The following is a 15,546-nucleotide window of genomic DNA, read 5'->3' as shown; positions in this document are numbered from 1 at the left end:
AACTCCCTGTGGTCAGGATTTGAATTTGGCGTTCAGGGCGGCAGCGACAGCCGCCGGAACAAAAGGCTTTATATCGCCGCCCATGGAGGCAATCTGTCGAACCAATGTGGCGGTAATCGTGCGCACTGCCGGGTCTGCCGGAAGAAACACGGTCTGCAATTCCGGCGCCATGGTGCCGTTCATGCCTGCCATCTGCATTTCATAGTCGAGATCGGTGCCGTCGCGCAAACCGCGCACCATCAATTGAGCACTGTGCTTGCGGGCGGCATCGATAACAAGACCGTCGAAGGAAATGACGGAGAGCCGACCCGCATCCTTGCCCAGCACGGCCTTGCAGCTTTCATCGATGAGCGCCACGCGCTCCTCAAAAGTGAAGAGAGGCTTTTTCCCGGGGTGAACGCCAATCGCGACAATAACCTCATCGGCAAGGCGCAGGGCACCTTTCAGGACATCCATATGGCCGTTGGTCACCGGGTCAAAGGAACCCGCATAAATCGCGATTGTCATTTCTTCCAGCTAACCTTTTCTGACGGGATTTTCAACAAGAACCACAGCGCTAAGGAAACAGAAACCAAGAAAACAGATGAACGCGATATGAACCGCAATTTCACGGCAAGTTCACAACCGATTTACCAAAATAGGCGCAAGTTTGGTGCAACCTTTTCGCTTTTGAAGCGTATGTATGTCGAAAGGATAACACGATGATGATCTTTCTTCTGGCATTATCCATGATGGTCGCAATGGCAGCTTCGGCAATCATACTGCTTCTCGAAGAGAATGAAGCCAAGCGTCAGCGCGTGCGTCATGTCGCATTCGACATCAATACTCTGCGCAACATGCGTTCGCGCTAGGTATTAACAGCTGAGCTCACGCGATAGCGTTGGAGCTTGCTGGAAAAGAGTTTGTGTGATCGCCAATTCCTCCAGTCTTGGCATCTGAAAAAGGCCGATGGTTCCCGCCATCGGCCTTTTTCATTGATCTGTACCGAAAGCCCGGTTCCGTTGTCTTGTTGCATTATCCGCCGCAAAACCGCCTGACCCGGGCTTTCAGCTTATTCTTCGGTGCCCGCGACCGGTGCTTCACCTTCCGGCGACGCATCGCCCTCACCGCCGTTTTCTTCGTCGCTGTCCGTTTCGGAAATGCGTTCGACCGAAACGACCTTTTCGCCGTCCGCCGTATTGAAGATCGTGACGCCTTTGGTGGAACGTCCGGCAATGCGGATGTCGTCAACCGGCACGCGGATAAGCTGTCCGCCGTCCGAAACGAGCAGAATCTGGTCGCTTGCCTCGACCGGGAACAGGGCGACGAGCTTGCCGATTTCGTCGGTCTTCGACGTATCGGTGGCGCGGATGCCCTTGCCGCCACGGCCGGAAACTCGGAACTCGTAGGACGAGGAGCGCTTGCCGTAACCATATTCGCTGACCGTCAGCACAGTCTGTTCGCGCGCTTTCAGCTCCTGATAGCGTTCTTCGTTGAGCTCGGTTTCGTTTCCGACCTCCTCGCCAACCACCACGATATCATCCGCGTCATCTGCGCCCTGGGCACGGCGTTCGGCAATCGAACGCTTCAGGTAGGCCGAGCGCTCAGCCGCGTCCGCATCGACGTGATGCAGGATCGCCATGGAGATGACCTTGTCGCCATCCGCCAGATTGATGCCGCGCACGCCGATGGAGTTGCGGCCCGCAAAGACGCGCACATCGGTAACGGGGAAGCGAATGCACTGGCCACCGGCGCAGGTCAGAAGCACGTCGTCGAATTCCGTACACGTATCGACCGAGAGGATTTCATCGTCCTCGTCCTCGAGCTTCATCGCGATCTTGCCGTTGCGGTTGACCTGAACGAAGTCCGACAGCTTGTTACGGCGAACCGTACCGCGCGTGGTCGAGAACATGACGTCCAGATTTGCCCAGGAATCCTCATCCTCGGGCAGCGGCATGATGGTGGTGATGCGCTCGCCCTGCTGCAATGGCAGCATGTTGATGAGCGCCTTGCCGCGCGACTGCGGCGTGCCAATCGGCAGACGCCAGACCTTCTCCTTGTAGACGATGCCACGCGAGGAGAAGAACAGAACCGGCGTATGCGTATTGGCCACGAACAGGCGCGTGACGAAATCCTCGTCCTTCGTCGCCATGCCGGAGCGGCCCTTGCCGCCGCGGCGCTGCGCACGATAGGTCGTCAACGGCACGCGCTTGATGTAGCCCGCATGGCTGACGGTGACGACCATATCCTCGCGGGCGATCAGGTCTTCGTCATCCATTTCGGCGCCGCCGAAACCGATTTCGGTGCGGCGTGGGGTTGCGAACTCGTCGCGAACCGCAATCATCTCTTCCTTGACGATGGTCATCACGCGCAGGCGCGAACCGAGAATGTCGAGATAATCGCGGATTTCCTCGCCGATCTTGTTCAGTTCGTCCGCCACTTCGTCGCGACCAAGCGCGGTGAGGCGCTGCAGACGCAGATCGAGAATGGCGCGAGCCTGTTCTTCGGAGAGGTTGTAGGTGTTATCTTCATTGATGGTGTGGCGCGGATCGTCGATCAAACGGATCAACGGTGCCACATCTGCCGCCGGCCAGCGGCGTTCCATCAACTGCTCGCGCGCCGTCGTCGGATCGGGAGCGCGGCGGATAAGCGCGATGACCTCATCGATATTGGCGACGGCGATTGCAAGACCGACCAACACATGCGCGCGGTCACGCGCCTTGTTGAGCAGGAACTTGGTGCGGCGCGTCACGACTTCCTCGCGGAAGACGACAAAGGCGCGCAGCATGTCGAGCAGGTTAAGCTGTTCCGGCTTGCCGCCGTTCAGCGCCACCATGTTGCAGCCAAACGAGGTTTGCAGCGGCGTGTAGCGATAAAGCTGGTTCAGCACCACATCGGCAACGGCGTCACGCTTGAGTTCCACCACGACGCGATAGCCTTCGCGGTCGGACTCATCGCGCAGATCGGAAATGCCTTCGATGCGCTTGTCGCGCACCAGTTCGGCCATCTTCTCGATCATCGAAGCCTTGTTCACCTGATAAGGTATCTCGGTGATGATGATGGCTTCGCGGTCGCCGCGCATCGGCTCGATCGTGGCGCGCCCGCGCATGACCACCGAACCGCGCCCGGTCGTGTAGGCGGAATTGATGCCGGAACGTCCAAGGATGATGCCGCCGGTCGGGAAGTCCGGTCCCGGAATGATTTCCATCAGTTCCGCCAGTTCAATGGCCGGATTGTCGATCAGCGCAACGCAGCCGTCGATCACTTCGCCCAGATTGTGCGGCGGAATGTTGGTCGCCATGCCGACAGCGATACCGCCCGAACCATTGACGAGCAGGTTCGGAAAGCGCGCAGGCATGACCACAGGTTCCTGCTCGCGACCGTCATAGTTGTCCTGGAAGTCGACCGTATCCTTGTCGATATCCGACAGGATGGATTCGGAAAGCTTTTCCAGACGGCATTCGGTGTAACGCATCGCCGCCGGCGGATCGCCGTCGATGGAGCCGAAATTGCCCTGCCCGTCGACCAGCGGATCGCGCATTGAAAAATCCTGCGCCATACGCACGAGGGCGTCATAAATAGAGGCGTCGCCATGCGGGTGGTACTTACCCATCACCTCACCGACCACACCCGCCGACTTGCGGTACGGGCGGTTATAGGCGAGGTTCATTTCGTTCATGGCGTGGAGAATGCGGCGATGCACGGGCTTCAGGCCGTCGCGCACATCGGGCAGCGCACGGCTCACGATAACGCTCATCGCGTAATCGAGATAGGAGCGCTGCATCTCCTCGATGATGGAAATCGGTTCGATACCGCTAGGGCCGCCGTTTGGGCCACCATTCATATCGTCGGAACCGGGTGGAGGCGTTTGATCTGACACTATTCAGATTTCTTTCTCAACAGAATCGATAAAGTCACTTTATAACGGAAACCAGCAAAAAACGCCAATTTCACGACCTTTTCGGCGGGCTATTTCCGCACGTCAATTCAATGACTTAAAAGATATTCACATAAAGATTGAGCAACGATGTTGCCCGACCTCGCGCTTTGCATCGACCATGTGCTCGTGATCGTCTACAATCCATGTATCCGATCGAGCATAACATGCCAACAGGAAGGGCGCGTGCAGTATGGGGTTCTACGATACGGTTTTCAGCGCCTTCGTCACCCTGCTTGTTACAATCGATCCGCCCGGGCTGGCGCCTTTGTTCCTGGCGCTGACGCCGGGCATGGAGCGGCACCATCGCGGACAGGTTGCGCTTCGCGCCTCCATCATCGGTTTTATCGTGATGGCGCTGTTTGCCATTGCGGGCGCGCAGATACTCGGCATGTTCGGCATCACCATCGGCGCGTTCCGCGTCGCGGGTGGTCTGCTCCTCTTCTGGATCGCCTTTGAAATGATCTTCGAGAAGCGGACGGAGCGCAAGGAAAAGAGCGCCGAGGTTGCGATCACCAAGGATCACATCCGCAATATCGCCGCCTTCCCGCTCGCCATTCCGCTGATTGCCGGTCCGGGTGCGATCTCGGCTATCGTGCTGACGTCAAATTCCTTTGAAGGCGTAGGGCCGAAAGCGGCCCTTCTCGGGGTCATCTTCGTCTGCCTGTTCATCACCTATCTTGTGCTGCTGCTGGCAGAGCGCGTCGACCGGTTTCTTGGCGAAACCGGCCGTTCCATCCTCACTCGCCTTCTCGGCGTCATTCTGGCAGCGCTTGCCGTTCAGTTCGTGGCTGACGGCATCAAGACACTTATCAGTGGTTAAGCCGACCTCTGTGCCTTCTTGCCGATCATGGCGTGACGGAGCTTCGACGAGAACCAGTCGATGAGGGCAACAGCGATCAGGATCATGATGATCAGGAAGGAAACGTCCTGAAGGTTGAGAACCTTGATCTGTTCGGCCAGATGCGCGCCGATGCCGCCTGCCCCGACAATGCCGATGATTGTCGCCGAACGCGTGTTTGACTCGAAAAAGTAAAGCACCTGACTGCCGATGAGCGGCAGAACCTGCGGCAACACGCCGAAACGATAGCCGTGCAGCCTGCCGCCGCCCGATGAGACGACGCCTTCGACCGGCTTCTTGTCCGCGCCTTCAATGGCTTCGGAGAACAGCTTGCCGAAAGCACCGAAGTCCGAGCAGGCAATCGCAAGAATGCCGGCGAACGGTCCGAGCCCCACGACCGACACCCAGATCAGCGCCCAGATAAGCGTGTCGACGCCGCGAATGGTGTCGAGGAAGCGGCGAATGCCGAAATGCAGGAACACATTGGGAATGATGTTCTTCGCCGCCAGAAAGCCGAACGGAAAGGCGAGGATCGCGGCCAGCAACGTGCCGAGATAGGCAATCGCCAGCGTTTCCATCATCGACCACAGGTAAAGGCTGAAACGCCCGCCGGAGGATGGCGGCATCATCATCAGCGCGAAATCGCCGAGGCGACCAAGGCCGTTCAGAATGCGCAGCAGTGAAAAATCGAGCCAGTAGAAGGCGAACCAGACCGAAGCGATAAGCGCTGCGGTTAAAATCGCCAGATTGCGCCATGTGCGCCCATTGCCGAACAGATCGGCATATTCGGCCCTCAGTTCCTTTTCGTGCGCGTGTGCTTCGCGGGAGAGACTTTGTGCAATATCGGTCATAGTTCTCTCCTCAACCAATACGGCCAAGCAGTGCGTGACGCACGCGCTGGGTGACAAGATCGATCACGACGATCGTCACGATGATCAGAAGCAGAATGGCGCTGACATCGCTGTAATAGAACTGGCGGATGGAAGTAAGCAGTTCCTGCCCGATACCGCCTGCCCCCACAAAACCCATGACGGAAGCGCCGCGCACGTTGATTTCAAAGCGCAGCAGGCCATAGGAAGCAAAATTCGCGGCCACTTGCGGCAATACGGCAAAGCGGATGACCTGCAGGCCGGAACCGCCGGATGCGCGAATGCCTTCCACCGGGCGCATGTCGATATTCTCGACGACTTCGGAGAACAGCTTGCCCAGCGCACCTGTGGTGTGCAGCATCAGCGCCAGTACACCGGCCATCGGCCCAAGGCCGAAGGCGATGACGAAAAGCAGCGCGAAGACGATTTCCGGAACAGTGCGCAACAATTCCAGCCCGCGACGGACGATGAAGCGAATCGTCGAATTGGGGGCCATGTTGGATGAGGCTGCGAAGGATGCAGCGAAAGCGACGACCGCCCCGATCAATGTCGCCAGATAGGCGATCAGCAGCGTCTCGAACAGCATCTTGAGCCAGCCGCCGAGGTTCCAGTACCAGGCGGCGAGGTCGCCCCAGAAATTGGCGATGGTCAGATCCGGCAGAATGCGGCCGAGATAGCTTGTGAAGCGAAAGAGATTTTCGACCAGGGTGCCGGGCCGAACATCGGCAACGACGGAGGCGGCAATGGCGACAAGGACAAGCGCAAGGAGAAGCGCGATACCATAGAGCCGCCGTTTGCCGACTTCCCTGCGGTAATCGGCGAGCAGGCTTTTTGCTCCACTGCCGTCGAGTGAGGATACCGTCATGCGAAATTCCTTTGATCAAGCCTGATCCCGAAAACCTTTCGAAATCCTGCCCTAAAAAAATGCCCGGAACGGGTTACGTTCCGGGCACTTCAATTTCTCACGGATCAGGACTTGCGAGCCTTGTCGTTGAACTTGAGCATTTCGATGATCGGCTCATAGTCCTTGGCTTCGGTGGCTACGAATTCCTGATCCTTGCCATCGGAAAGAGCGTCAAAGCCAGCCTTGTCCTTCTTCGGCATGTCGAGGAAAGCCTGCTTGATATCGGCCTTCAGCTGATCCGGCAGGGTGCTGAGAACGGCGAACGGGCCTTCAGGAAGGAAGTCCGACTTGAAGATGATGCGGAAGTCGTCCTTCGTCAGTTCCTTGCCGTTGGCATCCTTCAGAACGCCGCGGCTGACCATGCGGGTCAGGTTGGAATCGTTTTCCGAGTTCCAGGAGTTGGCAGCGGCATCGGCGGTGCCCTGCGCCAGAGCGAGAACTGCGTTTTCGTGGCTGCCGGCGAAGAAGTTCTTACCGAAGAACGTATCGACGCTATAGCCTTCGCGGTTGAGGAAGAAGCGCGGTGCGTTGTTGCCCGAGGTCGAGTTCGGATCGACGAGAGCAATGGTCTTGCCCTTCAGGTCGTCCATCTTCTGGTACGGGCTGTCGGCGCGAACATAAACGACCGAATAATAGCCGTTGACGCCGGTGTCGTGACGCTGGTTGACGAGCGGCGTGGTTTCAACGCCGGTCATGACGGCGCGGGCGTAGGAAGCCGGGCCATAGAATGCGATCTGGATGTTTCCGGCGCGCTGTCCTTCGATGACGGCTGCATAGTCGTTGGCGACGCGCAGCGTTACCTTGGTGCCGAGTTCCTTGCCGAGATAGGCAGCCAGAGGCGCATAACGGTCGGAAGTGGTCGAGGCGTTTTCAGCCGGGATAACGCCCAGAACGATTTCCGGATAGTCCTTGCTCCAGTCGGCAGCCTGGGCATTGAAGGTCATCGTAGCGGTGAGCGCAACAGCCGCCAGAAAGGTTCTACGGTTAAGCATGGGTATCTCCTGTTAATCCTGAGTTTGGAGCGTGTTTCTTTTCCGGAGCTTTGTGCGCTCAGGCGGAAAGCTGGCGCAGAACGGCTTCGGCCGACTGCGGAACTGGCATCGGCATCGGTGCGTCCAACTGCTCATCGGCATCGATGACGTCAGCGGCTTCCATGCCGTAAAGGTCGCGTGATGCCATATCTGTCAGCATCGACGGTGTGCCGCGGAATACGATCTTGCCGGCGGACATGCCGACGAGACGGTCGCAATAGCTGCGCGCAATATCGAGCGAGTGCAGATTGCAGAGAACCGTGATGCCGTATTCGCGATTGATGCGGCGCAGGGCGTCCATGACGCTGCGCGTGTTGCGCGGATCGAGCGATGCAATCGGCTCGTCGGCGAGGATGATGCGCGGCTGCTGCACGAGCGCGCGGGCAATCGCCACGCGCTGCTGCTGGCCACCCGAAAGCTCGTCCGCGCGGTGCGCTGCAAGATGCGCAATGTCGAACTGCTGCAAGGCTGAAAGCGCGATCAGGCGCTCCTCATCGCTCCAGATACGCAGGAGCGATTTCGGCGTCGAAACATAGTTCAGACGGCCCATCAGGACGTTGGTCAGAACATCCAGACGGTCGACCAGATTGAAATGCTGGAAAATCATCGCGCATTGCGCACGCCAGTCCCGCAGGCCCGAGCCTTTTAGCCCGGTAACATCGCGGCCATCCCAGTGGATGGTTCCCTCTGAAGGCTCGACAAGGCGATTGATCATGCGCAGAAGCGTCGACTTGCCTGCGCCCGAGCGCCCGATAATTCCCACAAACGTGCCCGGTTCGATTTCGAGGTCCACACCCGAAACCGCCACCTTGTCATTATAGCGGCGCGTTATGTTTTTCAGTTGAAGCATGAATTCGTCTCCATTCATGCTTACTCTGAATGGCTTCCATGACACTGCAATGAAAGCCCCATGACGTTTGTGTAAATTTAGATATTGCTACAAAAACCTTATCTAAGCGACTGTTTTGACGCTGATTTCCTCCAGGTGACGCAGGAAGGCTTTTGTGGACAGGCCGACTTCGCCGGAATTGTCTATTGTGACAACATCGCCCGCACCGTCATCGAAGCTGACTTCCCGTGAAAGCCGCGCGACGATTTCCTCCCGGCTTTCGCGGCCGCGCGATGCGAGCCGCTCGGCCAGAACTTCCGGCCGGGCCGTAATCACGACCACCGAGCGCGACGGGTAGAGCCTGCGAACATCGCCCAGAACCCGGCGTGAAACATTGGCGATCACCACCGTTCCGTCCGCGATTTCATCCTCCAGCGATTTCGGCAATCCGTAGCTCAGGCCATGCGCCTGCCAGTGCAGGGCGAAGGCGCCCTCGCCCGCCGATTTTGCAAATGCTGCTTCATCCAGACTGTCGTGATCTTCCGTTCCCGGCATTTGCGGGCGGGTGATGATGCGACGCACAAAGTGAAAACGCGTGTCGCCCGCCAGAGCCACACGCGCCGCATCCATGATCGTATCCTTGCCGGCCCCGCTGGGGCCGACAACGGCGACGAAACAGCCTTTCGGCCTGTTGGATTGCATCTGCATCAGAGCACCCGTTCGCCTTCGCGCCAGACGGTGCGGACAACCGGGATTGCGCCCTTCGGACGGACACGGACCAGATCGGCGCGCTTGCCGATGGCAATCTCACCGCGATCATCCATCGCCATCGCGTCAGCAGGATTCTTGGTCACAAGCCGGATCGCATCCGGCAACGCAATCGGGCGTTCGCCGGAAGCCAGACCGAATGCCGACTGAATGAGGCTGAACGGGATATAATCCGACGACAGGATATCCAGGCTGCCATTGTCCACCAGATCGCGCGCGGCGATATTGCCGGAATGCGAGCCACCGCGAACGATATTCGGCGCGCCCATCAGGATCGAAAGGCCAGCGCCCTTTGAAGCATTGGCGGCTTCCATCGTGGTCGGGAATTCTGCGATCCGCACGCCATGATCGAGCGATTCATCGACATGCGCACTGGTTGCATCGTCATGGCTGGCCAGAACGATGCCACGCGTTGCCGCGAGTTCGGCGATGGAGCGGCGGTGTCTGGCCGAATAGGCGTCCGAATCCGCCATGCGCTTTTCACAATGCACCCGGAACTCCTCATCCGTGAGCTTCATCTTGCGCATGTAATAGGTGCGATAGGTCTCAAGATCAACGAATTGCCGCTGTCCCGGTGCGTGATCCATCAAGGATGCGAGTTTTACGCGGTCATCATCCGCGAAAAGCTCGAATGTTTCGAGGCAATCGGCAGAGGAGACTTCGCAGCGCAGATGCAGGAAGTGATCTGCACGCAGGCGATTTTCGCGCACGCCGCTTTCAATCGCGTCGGCGAGCATGCGCATATCCTTGCCGACGAAATCGCGGTCATAGTCGGAGCCGACGCGCATCGCGTCGAATACCGTGGTGATGCCGGAGGCCGCGACCTGCGCATCGTGCGCCTGCACGGCAGCATCGACATTCCAGCGCACCTTCGGACGCGGCGCATAGTGGCTTTCCAACTGGTCGGTGTGCAGCTCTATGAGGCCCGGGATGACGTAATCGCCATCCATGTCGTCGCCGCCATTGCTGTTGCCGTGGTCGATTGCTGCGATCTTGCCGTCCCGGATCAGGATGGAACCGGAAACAATCTCATCGGCGAGCACGATCCGCGCGTTTTTCAGAACGATTTCATTAGCCATTGGACAGCTCTTTCATGACCGCATTTGTGTTGGCGGCTGTTTCATATTTCGAGAGGAAGGCTTCGATATCGAGCGTGCGGAAATCATCGAGCGCCTGGCGCAGACGATCATGGCTCCAGTCCCACCAGGCCAGCCGGTCAAGGCGATTTCCGGTTGCAGCGTCGAAGCGTTCGCGAATGAGCCGCGCAGGCACGCCGCCCACGATCGTATAGGGCGCGACGTCCCTGCTCACCACGGCTCCGGCACCGACAACCGCACCATTGCCGACCGTCACGCCCGGAAGGATTGTCGAGCCATGGCCGAGCCATGTGTCGTGACCGATCTTCACCGCGTTGCCGCGACGCCACTCGAAAAACTCCGTCTCATCCTTTTCTTCCGGCCAGTAATCACCGGCGCGATAGGTGAAATGGTGCAGTGTCGGACGCCATGTCGGATGATTGGTGGCATTGATGCGCACGTGGCTGGCAATATTGGAAAACCTGCCAATCTCCGCACACCAGATTTCGCAATCGACGCCGAGATAAGAATAATCGCCCAGCACGGTTTCCGAAACGCGGCTGCGCTCGCCAATCTCGGTATAGCGCCCGAGCGTACAGCCGCTGACGATGGCCGTTTCGTGAACCAGCGGTTCTACCGAGAGCTTGGTCATGAGAGCCCCCGCGGAGAGAAAGCCGTCACGTCGATGATCCGGTCGGCAACGACCGAACGCACATCTTCATCGTGGAAGATGCCGAGCATGGCGACGCCCTGCTCCTTCTTGGTCTTGATGAGGTCCACCACGACCGCGCGGTTCTTCGCATCGAGCGAAGCTGTCGGCTCATCGAGCAGCAATACCGGATGATCGGTGATGAAGCCGCGAGCGATATTCACGCGCTGCTGTTCGCCGCCCGAGAAGGTCGCAGGCGGCAAGGCCCACAGCCTTTCCGGAAGATTGAGCTGCGCCAGAAGTTCGCGGGCGCGGTTGAGCGCTGTCTCACGGTCGACGCCACGCGCAACCAGCGGTTCGGCAACCACATCGATTGCCGCAACGCGCGGCAGCGTGCGCAGAAACTGGCTGACATAGCCGATCGTATCGCGGCGCACCGCCAGCACTTCACGCGGATCGGCAGTGGCAAGATCGACAAACCTGTCGGCATGGCGGATCATGATCGAGCCGCCATTGACCGCGTAATTGCCATAGACCATCTTCAGGATCGAGCTTTTGCCCGCGCCCGAAGGCCCGCCAAGCACGGCGCATTCACCGGCATTCAGTTCGAAATTCACGCCGCGAACGACCGGAAGTTCGATGCCGCCCTGCAAATGCATGACGAAGGTCTTGGTAACGCCGGTGACGGCAAGCGGGGCTGATGTTTGCAACATAGGCATTTTTCACCTCACGCATGAAGTTCGGCTAATTTAGGAACAACATGCAATAAACATCTGTTTTAATTTACTAAAATTGCAGAATAGACGACACCAGCAGCTGCGTATAAGGCGCCTGCGGGTCATCCAGCACGCGGTCGGTCAGGCCCTGCTCGACAATATGGCCGTCTTTCATGACCATGATGCGATGGGACAGAAGCCGGGCCACGGCGAGATCATGCGTCACGATAATCACCGAAAGGCCGAGATCGCTGACAAGACCGCGCAGAAGGTCGAGAAGGCGCGCCTGCACAGATACATCAAGACCGCCGGTCGGCTCATCCATGAAGACGAGACGCGGCGCCGTCACCAGATTGCGGGCAATCTGCAGGCGCTGGCGCATGCCGCCGGAAAAGGCGCGTGGCTGATCGTCGATACGGTCGGAGGCAATTTCGACACGTCCCAGCCATTCGGTTGCCGTGTTGCGAATATTGCCATAATGGCGTTCGCCGACCGCCATCAGACGCTCGCCGACATTGGCACCGGCCGAAACCGTCATGCGCAATCCGTCTGCCGGGTTCTGGTGCACGAACCCCCAGTCCGTCCGCATCAGGAAGCGGCGTTCCGCCTCGCCGATCTTGTAGAGATCGCGGAATTCACCGTCGCGCATCCGGTATTCAACCGTGCCGGAAGTCGGTTCCAGACGGGTTGCCAGACTGTTCAGCAGCGTCGTCTTGCCGGAACCGGATTCGCCGACGATGGCCAGCACTTCACCCGGCCACAGATTGAAGGAAATATCCGCGCAGCCACGACGATTACCGTAGAATTTCGACAGGCTGTTCACTCTCAGTAGAGGTTGCTCGCTCATTGTGCGGCCTCCTTGTTCGCTGCCAGATGGCCGAAATGGCCATTCGCCTGACGGTCTTCGCAAAAATCGGTGTCGGAGCAGACGAACATCGAGCCGCCGCGATCATCCAGCACGACTTCATCGAGATAGACGCCCTTCGCGCCGCAAAGTGCGCATGGTTCCTTGAATTTCTGCACCTCAAATGGGTGATCTTCAAAGTCGAGGCTCACGACATCCGTATAGGGCGGCACGGCATAGATGCGTTTTTCGCGCCCGGCACCGAACAGCTGCAATGCCGGAGACATATGCATTTTCGGATTGTCGAATTTCGGCGTCGGCGAAGGCGCCATCACATAGCGGCCTTCGATCATAACCGGATAATCATAGGTCTTGGCGATATGGCCGTGCCGCGCAATGTCTTCGTAGAGCTTCACATGCATGAGGCCATATTCGGCAAGCGCATGCATCTTGCGGGTTTCGGTTTCGCGCGGTTCAAGGAAACGCAGCGGTTCCGGGATCGGCACCTGATAGACAATCACCTGCCCTTCGCTCAGCGGATATTCCGGAATGCGGTGACGGGTCTGGATGATCGTCGCCTCACCCGTATGGGTGGTGACGGCAACATCAGCCGTCTTCTGGAAAAAGGCGCGGATGGAGACGGCGTTGGTCGTGTCGTCGGCACCCTGGTCGATGACTTTCAGCACGTCATCCGGCCCGATGATCGAGGCCGTCACCTGCACGCCGCCCGTGCCCCAGCCATAAGGCATCGGCATTTCACGGCTGGCAAACGGCACCTGATAGCCGGGAATGGCAATGGCCTTCAGAATGGCGCGGCGGATCATCCGCTTGGTCTGCTCGTCCAGATAGGCGAAGTTGTAATTGGCCAGATCGCTCATTCTGCGGCCTCCTTGGTTGGGTTCTGCGCTTCCTCATACTCAGAACGCATACGGCGGATGAGTTCGAGTTCTGCCTGAAAATCCACGTAATGCGGCAGTTTCAGATGCTCGACGAAGCCGGTCGCCTGCACATTGTCGGAATGGGAAATGACGAATTCCTCATCCTGTGCGGGTGCGGTCACATCCGTATCGAATTCGCGCACGCGCAGCGCACGGTCGCAGAGCGACATGGACATGGCCTTGCGCTCACTCTGGCCGAACACCAGCCCATAACCGCGTGTAAACTGCGGCGGCTGCTTGGCCGAACCCTTGAACTGGTTGACCATCTGGCATTCGGTCAGCTGTACGCGACCGAGCGAGACGGCAAAGCCAAGCTCCGGCACATCGAACTCGACCTCGACTTCACCAATGCGGATTTCGCCAACGAATGGGTGGTTGTTGCCGTAGCCGCGCTGGGTGGAATAGCCGAGCGCCAGCAGAAAGCCCTCGTCGCCGCGCGCCAATGCCTGCAAGCGCAGGTCGCGCTCCATGGGAAATGTCCATGGCTCGCGGGTCAGGTCGCCCGGTTCGTGACCATCTGGCAGCGAACCGTCTTCCTCGATCATGCCGTTGACACCGAGAATATCGGTCACACGCGGCGTTTCTTCGGGTTCTGCGGGGCGCAGTTCCGGTTCCGGCACAGCCACATCGCCAGCCAAATCGGGATCGAGCAGCCGATGGGTATAATCGAAGGTCGGCCCCAGAAGCTGACCACCCGGCAGATCCTTATAGGTCGCCGAAATGCGGCGCTCGATCAGCATTTGCGCCGTTTCCATCGGACGGGAATAGCCGAAACGCGGCAAGGTGGTGCGATAGGCGCGCACCAGAAAGATTGCTTCGATCAGATCGCCACGCGACTGGCGCACGGCAAGGGCTGACAGTTCACGGTCATAGAGCGAGCCTTCCGCCATGACGCGATCGACCGCCAGCGCCAGCTGTTCGGCAATCTGGTCTAGGCGAAGCGCTGGAACCGAACGGTCGCCGCGACGGCGGTCATCGAGAAGACGGTGGGCATTGCGGATGGCCGTTTCGCCACCCTTTACGGCAACATACATTTTCAGCCCTCCAGAGCAGAAATTCTGGTTGTGCGGGGAAGTGCTGCAACAGCGCCGTCGCAGACCAGAACAAGATCAACGCCAAGCGGATATTGCGCACCGTTTTCACGCCATTGCTGGATGAAATCCTGGGGCAGACCATCGACGTGGAGCGAGCGCTCGCCGTCAATGCCGGGGCCTTTCAGCACAAAGCCCTGCCCGCTTTTCAGCGACGCGACAGCCAGCACGATGGTTGTGGAACGATCAGGAAACTCGGCATTGCCTTGCGAAAAATCGGCCAGGGACGGCAGCCGCGACACATCGCTAACGAGAGCAAATTGCGCGGCGTCGGCATTTTCGACACGCGGCGCACCGGTGTGGAAAGTAAGCCAGGCGGTTGCATCTTCATTGGCGGCTATCGCCGCATCGCACCACACCGTCGCATCATGGTCGAGCAGGGTTGCCGAGATAACACCCAGTTCCGGCGTCAATGGCTGCGGTGGCGTGGCCGCTGCGGCCAGCGGATAGATGCGGCCGGGATTGGCCATGGCGTGCATGACGGCATGAAAGACCGACTGTGCATCCGTCACCGGATCAGCCAGACCGCCTTCAAATGCTGGAGAAGAAGGAAGCATCAATTGTCTCCCCGAACCATTGTAAAGAAATCGACCTTGGTAGCAGCCGCTTCGCCGCGCAGCGTGGCGTCGGCATCGTCGTGCCGTTTGCGCAGGACGCCCAGCACCTGCGTTTCCACCGCGTCGCGGCGGGTTTCGTCCAGCCAAAGTGCATCGAAGAGAGCGGCAAGGCGTGCCTTTTCCTGATCGCGGCCAAGCGCATAAGAGTGACCGACCGAACCATCGGAAAGCCGCACAGTGGCGCGTGTCACGGTCGCCTCGCCCACATTGAAGGGAGCGCCGCCGCCGCCGATGCGTCCGCGCAGCATCACAAGGCCGGTTTCCGGCCCGCGCAAAACCTCAAATTCCGGCTTGTCGGACCATGCCTGCCAGAAGGCCTGCAATTCTTCGCCGCTGGCGCGCGCAAGAACCGCCATGCTTGCCTGCCGTGCGAGCTGCACTGCATCCGGTGCCTTTTTGCTTTCAGTGGCGGAACCGGCTCCGCCTCCCTTCGCACCATGCTCCGTACCGTACATGA

17 protein-coding genes are annotated in these 15,546 nt (G+C 59.0%); 2 read left to right on the top strand and 15 right to left on the bottom strand.

Annotation, left to right across the window (positions count from 1 at the left end; translation table 11 throughout):
* Nucleotides 1-12: 12 nt before the first annotated feature.
* Entirely contained in the window at nt 13-507 is a 495-nt protein-coding gene (coaD, locus tag ACS5UA_RS11985; RefSeq protein WP_006466793.1) for a pantetheine-phosphate adenylyltransferase, read from the bottom strand.
* A 194-nt stretch (nt 508-701) separates the two neighbouring features.
* On the opposite strand from coaD, the gene ACS5UA_RS11980 reads away from it, so the two are divergent.
* A complete protein-coding gene (locus tag ACS5UA_RS11980; RefSeq protein WP_006466792.1) occupies nt 702-851 on the top strand; it encodes a hypothetical protein in 150 nt (49 codons plus the stop codon).
* Between the two features lie 200 nt (nt 852-1,051).
* Here the strand turns inward: ACS5UA_RS11980 and gyrA are convergent, their stop codons facing one another.
* Nucleotides 1,052-3,823, bottom strand: a complete 2,772-nt coding sequence (gyrA, locus tag ACS5UA_RS11975; protein WP_063882429.1) for a DNA gyrase subunit A — start codon at nt 3,821-3,823, stop codon at nt 1,052-1,054.
* Nucleotides 3,824-4,109: 286 nt separating this feature from the next.
* On the opposite strand from gyrA, the gene ACS5UA_RS11970 reads away from it, so the two are divergent.
* Nucleotides 4,110-4,739, top strand: a complete 630-nt coding sequence (locus tag ACS5UA_RS11970) for a MarC family protein (RefSeq protein WP_025089551.1) — start codon at nt 4,110-4,112, stop codon at nt 4,737-4,739.
* On the opposite strand, the gene phnE (ACS5UA_RS11965) is transcribed toward ACS5UA_RS11970, so the two are convergent.
* From phnE (ACS5UA_RS11965) to phnG, 13 genes are all read right to left on the bottom strand, one after another.
* Complete coding sequence (gene phnE / locus ACS5UA_RS11965) at nt 4,736-5,608, bottom strand: phosphonate ABC transporter, permease protein PhnE (protein ID WP_063882373.1); 873 nt, start codon at nt 5,606-5,608, stop codon at nt 4,736-4,738. The two genes, ACS5UA_RS11970 and phnE (ACS5UA_RS11965), sit on opposite strands and share 4 nt — an antisense overlap.
* A gap of 10 nt (nt 5,609-5,618) precedes the next feature.
* Nucleotides 5,619-6,491, bottom strand: coding sequence for a phosphonate ABC transporter, permease protein PhnE (gene phnE, locus ACS5UA_RS11960; RefSeq protein WP_063882375.1), 873 nt, complete (start codon nt 6,489-6,491; stop codon nt 5,619-5,621).
* 104 nt (nt 6,492-6,595) lie between these two features.
* On the bottom strand, nt 6,596-7,522 hold the full coding sequence (gene phnD / locus ACS5UA_RS11955; protein WP_006470444.1) for a phosphonate ABC transporter substrate-binding protein: 927 nt from the start codon (nt 7,520-7,522) through the stop codon (nt 6,596-6,598).
* Between the two features lie 58 nt (nt 7,523-7,580).
* Nucleotides 7,581-8,411, bottom strand: a complete 831-nt coding sequence (gene phnC / locus ACS5UA_RS11950; RefSeq protein WP_031346027.1) for a phosphonate ABC transporter ATP-binding protein — start codon at nt 8,409-8,411, stop codon at nt 7,581-7,583.
* Between the two features lie 102 nt (nt 8,412-8,513).
* Nucleotides 8,514-9,092, bottom strand: coding sequence for a phosphonate metabolism protein/1,5-bisphosphokinase (PRPP-forming) PhnN (gene phnN, locus ACS5UA_RS11945; RefSeq protein ID WP_063882431.1), 579 nt, complete (start codon nt 9,090-9,092; stop codon nt 8,514-8,516).
* Between the two features lie 5 nt (nt 9,093-9,097).
* Nucleotides 9,098-10,237, bottom strand: a complete 1,140-nt coding sequence (locus tag ACS5UA_RS11940; protein WP_006466784.1) for an alpha-D-ribose 1-methylphosphonate 5-triphosphate diphosphatase — start codon at nt 10,235-10,237, stop codon at nt 9,098-9,100.
* Complete coding sequence (locus ACS5UA_RS11935) at nt 10,230-10,886, bottom strand: DapH/DapD/GlmU-related protein (RefSeq protein WP_022568701.1); 657 nt, start codon at nt 10,884-10,886, stop codon at nt 10,230-10,232. Before ACS5UA_RS11935 ends, ACS5UA_RS11940 begins: the two co-directional genes overlap by 8 nt.
* Nucleotides 10,883-11,596, bottom strand: a complete 714-nt coding sequence (phnL, locus tag ACS5UA_RS11930; RefSeq protein WP_063882376.1) for a phosphonate C-P lyase system protein PhnL — start codon at nt 11,594-11,596, stop codon at nt 10,883-10,885. Before phnL ends, ACS5UA_RS11935 begins: the two co-directional genes overlap by 4 nt.
* A 73-nt stretch (nt 11,597-11,669) precedes the next feature.
* Nucleotides 11,670-12,446 (bottom strand): phosphonate C-P lyase system protein PhnK, encoded by a 777-nt coding sequence (gene phnK, locus ACS5UA_RS11925; RefSeq protein ID WP_443101330.1) that lies wholly within the window; start codon nt 12,444-12,446, stop codon nt 11,670-11,672.
* A complete protein-coding gene (locus ACS5UA_RS11920; protein ID WP_063882380.1) occupies nt 12,443-13,321 on the bottom strand; it encodes an alpha-D-ribose 1-methylphosphonate 5-phosphate C-P-lyase PhnJ in 879 nt (292 codons plus the stop codon). Before ACS5UA_RS11920 ends, phnK begins: the two co-directional genes overlap by 4 nt.
* Nucleotides 13,318-14,415: a carbon-phosphorus lyase complex subunit PhnI gene (locus ACS5UA_RS11915; RefSeq protein WP_443101329.1), complete on the bottom strand. Its 1,098-nt coding sequence runs from the start codon at nt 14,413-14,415 to the stop codon at nt 13,318-13,320. Before ACS5UA_RS11915 ends, ACS5UA_RS11920 begins: the two co-directional genes overlap by 4 nt.
* Before the next feature lie 2 nt (nt 14,416-14,417).
* Complete coding sequence (gene phnH / locus ACS5UA_RS11910; protein WP_006470433.1) at nt 14,418-15,029, bottom strand: phosphonate C-P lyase system protein PhnH; 612 nt, start codon at nt 15,027-15,029, stop codon at nt 14,418-14,420.
* Nucleotides 15,029-15,544 (bottom strand): phosphonate C-P lyase system protein PhnG, encoded by a 516-nt coding sequence (phnG, locus tag ACS5UA_RS11905; RefSeq protein ID WP_006470431.1) that lies wholly within the window; start codon nt 15,542-15,544, stop codon nt 15,029-15,031. Before phnG ends, phnH begins: the two co-directional genes overlap by 1 nt.
* Nucleotides 15,545-15,546: the final 2 nt, after the last annotated feature.

This window comes from Brucella sp. RRSP16, assembly GCF_052246815.1.
GTDB lineage: Bacteria > Pseudomonadota > Alphaproteobacteria > Rhizobiales > Rhizobiaceae > Brucella > Brucella intermedia.
This window is presented reverse-complemented; position numbering and strand designations above follow the sequence as displayed.

Excerpts from the sequence above, each read along its gene's own strand:
- phnH (WP_006470433.1), bottom strand. The coding sequence starts at position 15,029 with ATGCTTCCTTCTTCTCCAGCATTTGAAGGCGGTCTGGCTGATCCGGTG.
- phnG (WP_006470431.1), bottom strand. The coding sequence starts at position 15,544 with ATGTACGGTACGGAGCATGGTGCGAAGGGAGGCGGAGCCGGTTCCGCC.
- phnC (WP_031346027.1), bottom strand. The coding sequence starts at position 8,411 with ATGCTTCAACTGAAAAACATAACGCGCCGCTATAATGACAAGGTGGCG.
- phnD (WP_006470444.1), bottom strand. The coding sequence starts at position 7,522 with ATGCTTAACCGTAGAACCTTTCTGGCGGCTGTTGCGCTCACCGCTACG.
- phnE (WP_063882373.1), bottom strand. The coding sequence starts at position 5,608 with ATGACCGATATTGCACAAAGTCTCTCCCGCGAAGCACACGCGCACGAA.
- ACS5UA_RS11920 (WP_063882380.1), bottom strand. The coding sequence starts at position 13,321 with ATGAGCGATCTGGCCAATTACAACTTCGCCTATCTGGACGAGCAGACC.
- phnE (WP_063882375.1), bottom strand. The coding sequence starts at position 6,491 with ATGACGGTATCCTCACTCGACGGCAGTGGAGCAAAAAGCCTGCTCGCC.
- ACS5UA_RS11940 (WP_006466784.1), bottom strand. The coding sequence starts at position 10,237 with ATGGCTAATGAAATCGTTCTGAAAAACGCGCGGATCGTGCTCGCCGAT.
- ACS5UA_RS11980 (WP_006466792.1), top strand. The coding sequence starts at position 702 with ATGATGATCTTTCTTCTGGCATTATCCATGATGGTCGCAATGGCAGCT.
- phnK (WP_443101330.1), bottom strand. The coding sequence starts at position 12,446 with ATGAGCGAGCAACCTCTACTGAGAGTGAACAGCCTGTCGAAATTCTAC.
- phnL (WP_063882376.1), bottom strand. The coding sequence starts at position 11,596 with ATGTTGCAAACATCAGCCCCGCTTGCCGTCACCGGCGTTACCAAGACC.
- ACS5UA_RS11915 (WP_443101329.1), bottom strand. The coding sequence starts at position 14,415 with ATGTATGTTGCCGTAAAGGGTGGCGAAACGGCCATCCGCAATGCCCAC.
- ACS5UA_RS11935 (WP_022568701.1), bottom strand. The coding sequence starts at position 10,886 with ATGACCAAGCTCTCGGTAGAACCGCTGGTTCACGAAACGGCCATCGTC.
- gyrA (WP_063882429.1), bottom strand. The coding sequence starts at position 3,823 with ATGAATGGTGGCCCAAACGGCGGCCCTAGCGGTATCGAACCGATTTCC.
- phnN (WP_063882431.1), bottom strand. The coding sequence starts at position 9,092 with ATGCAATCCAACAGGCCGAAAGGCTGTTTCGTCGCCGTTGTCGGCCCC.
- coaD (WP_006466793.1), bottom strand. The coding sequence starts at position 507 with ATGACAATCGCGATTTATGCGGGTTCCTTTGACCCGGTGACCAACGGC.
- ACS5UA_RS11970 (WP_025089551.1), top strand. The coding sequence starts at position 4,110 with ATGGGGTTCTACGATACGGTTTTCAGCGCCTTCGTCACCCTGCTTGTT.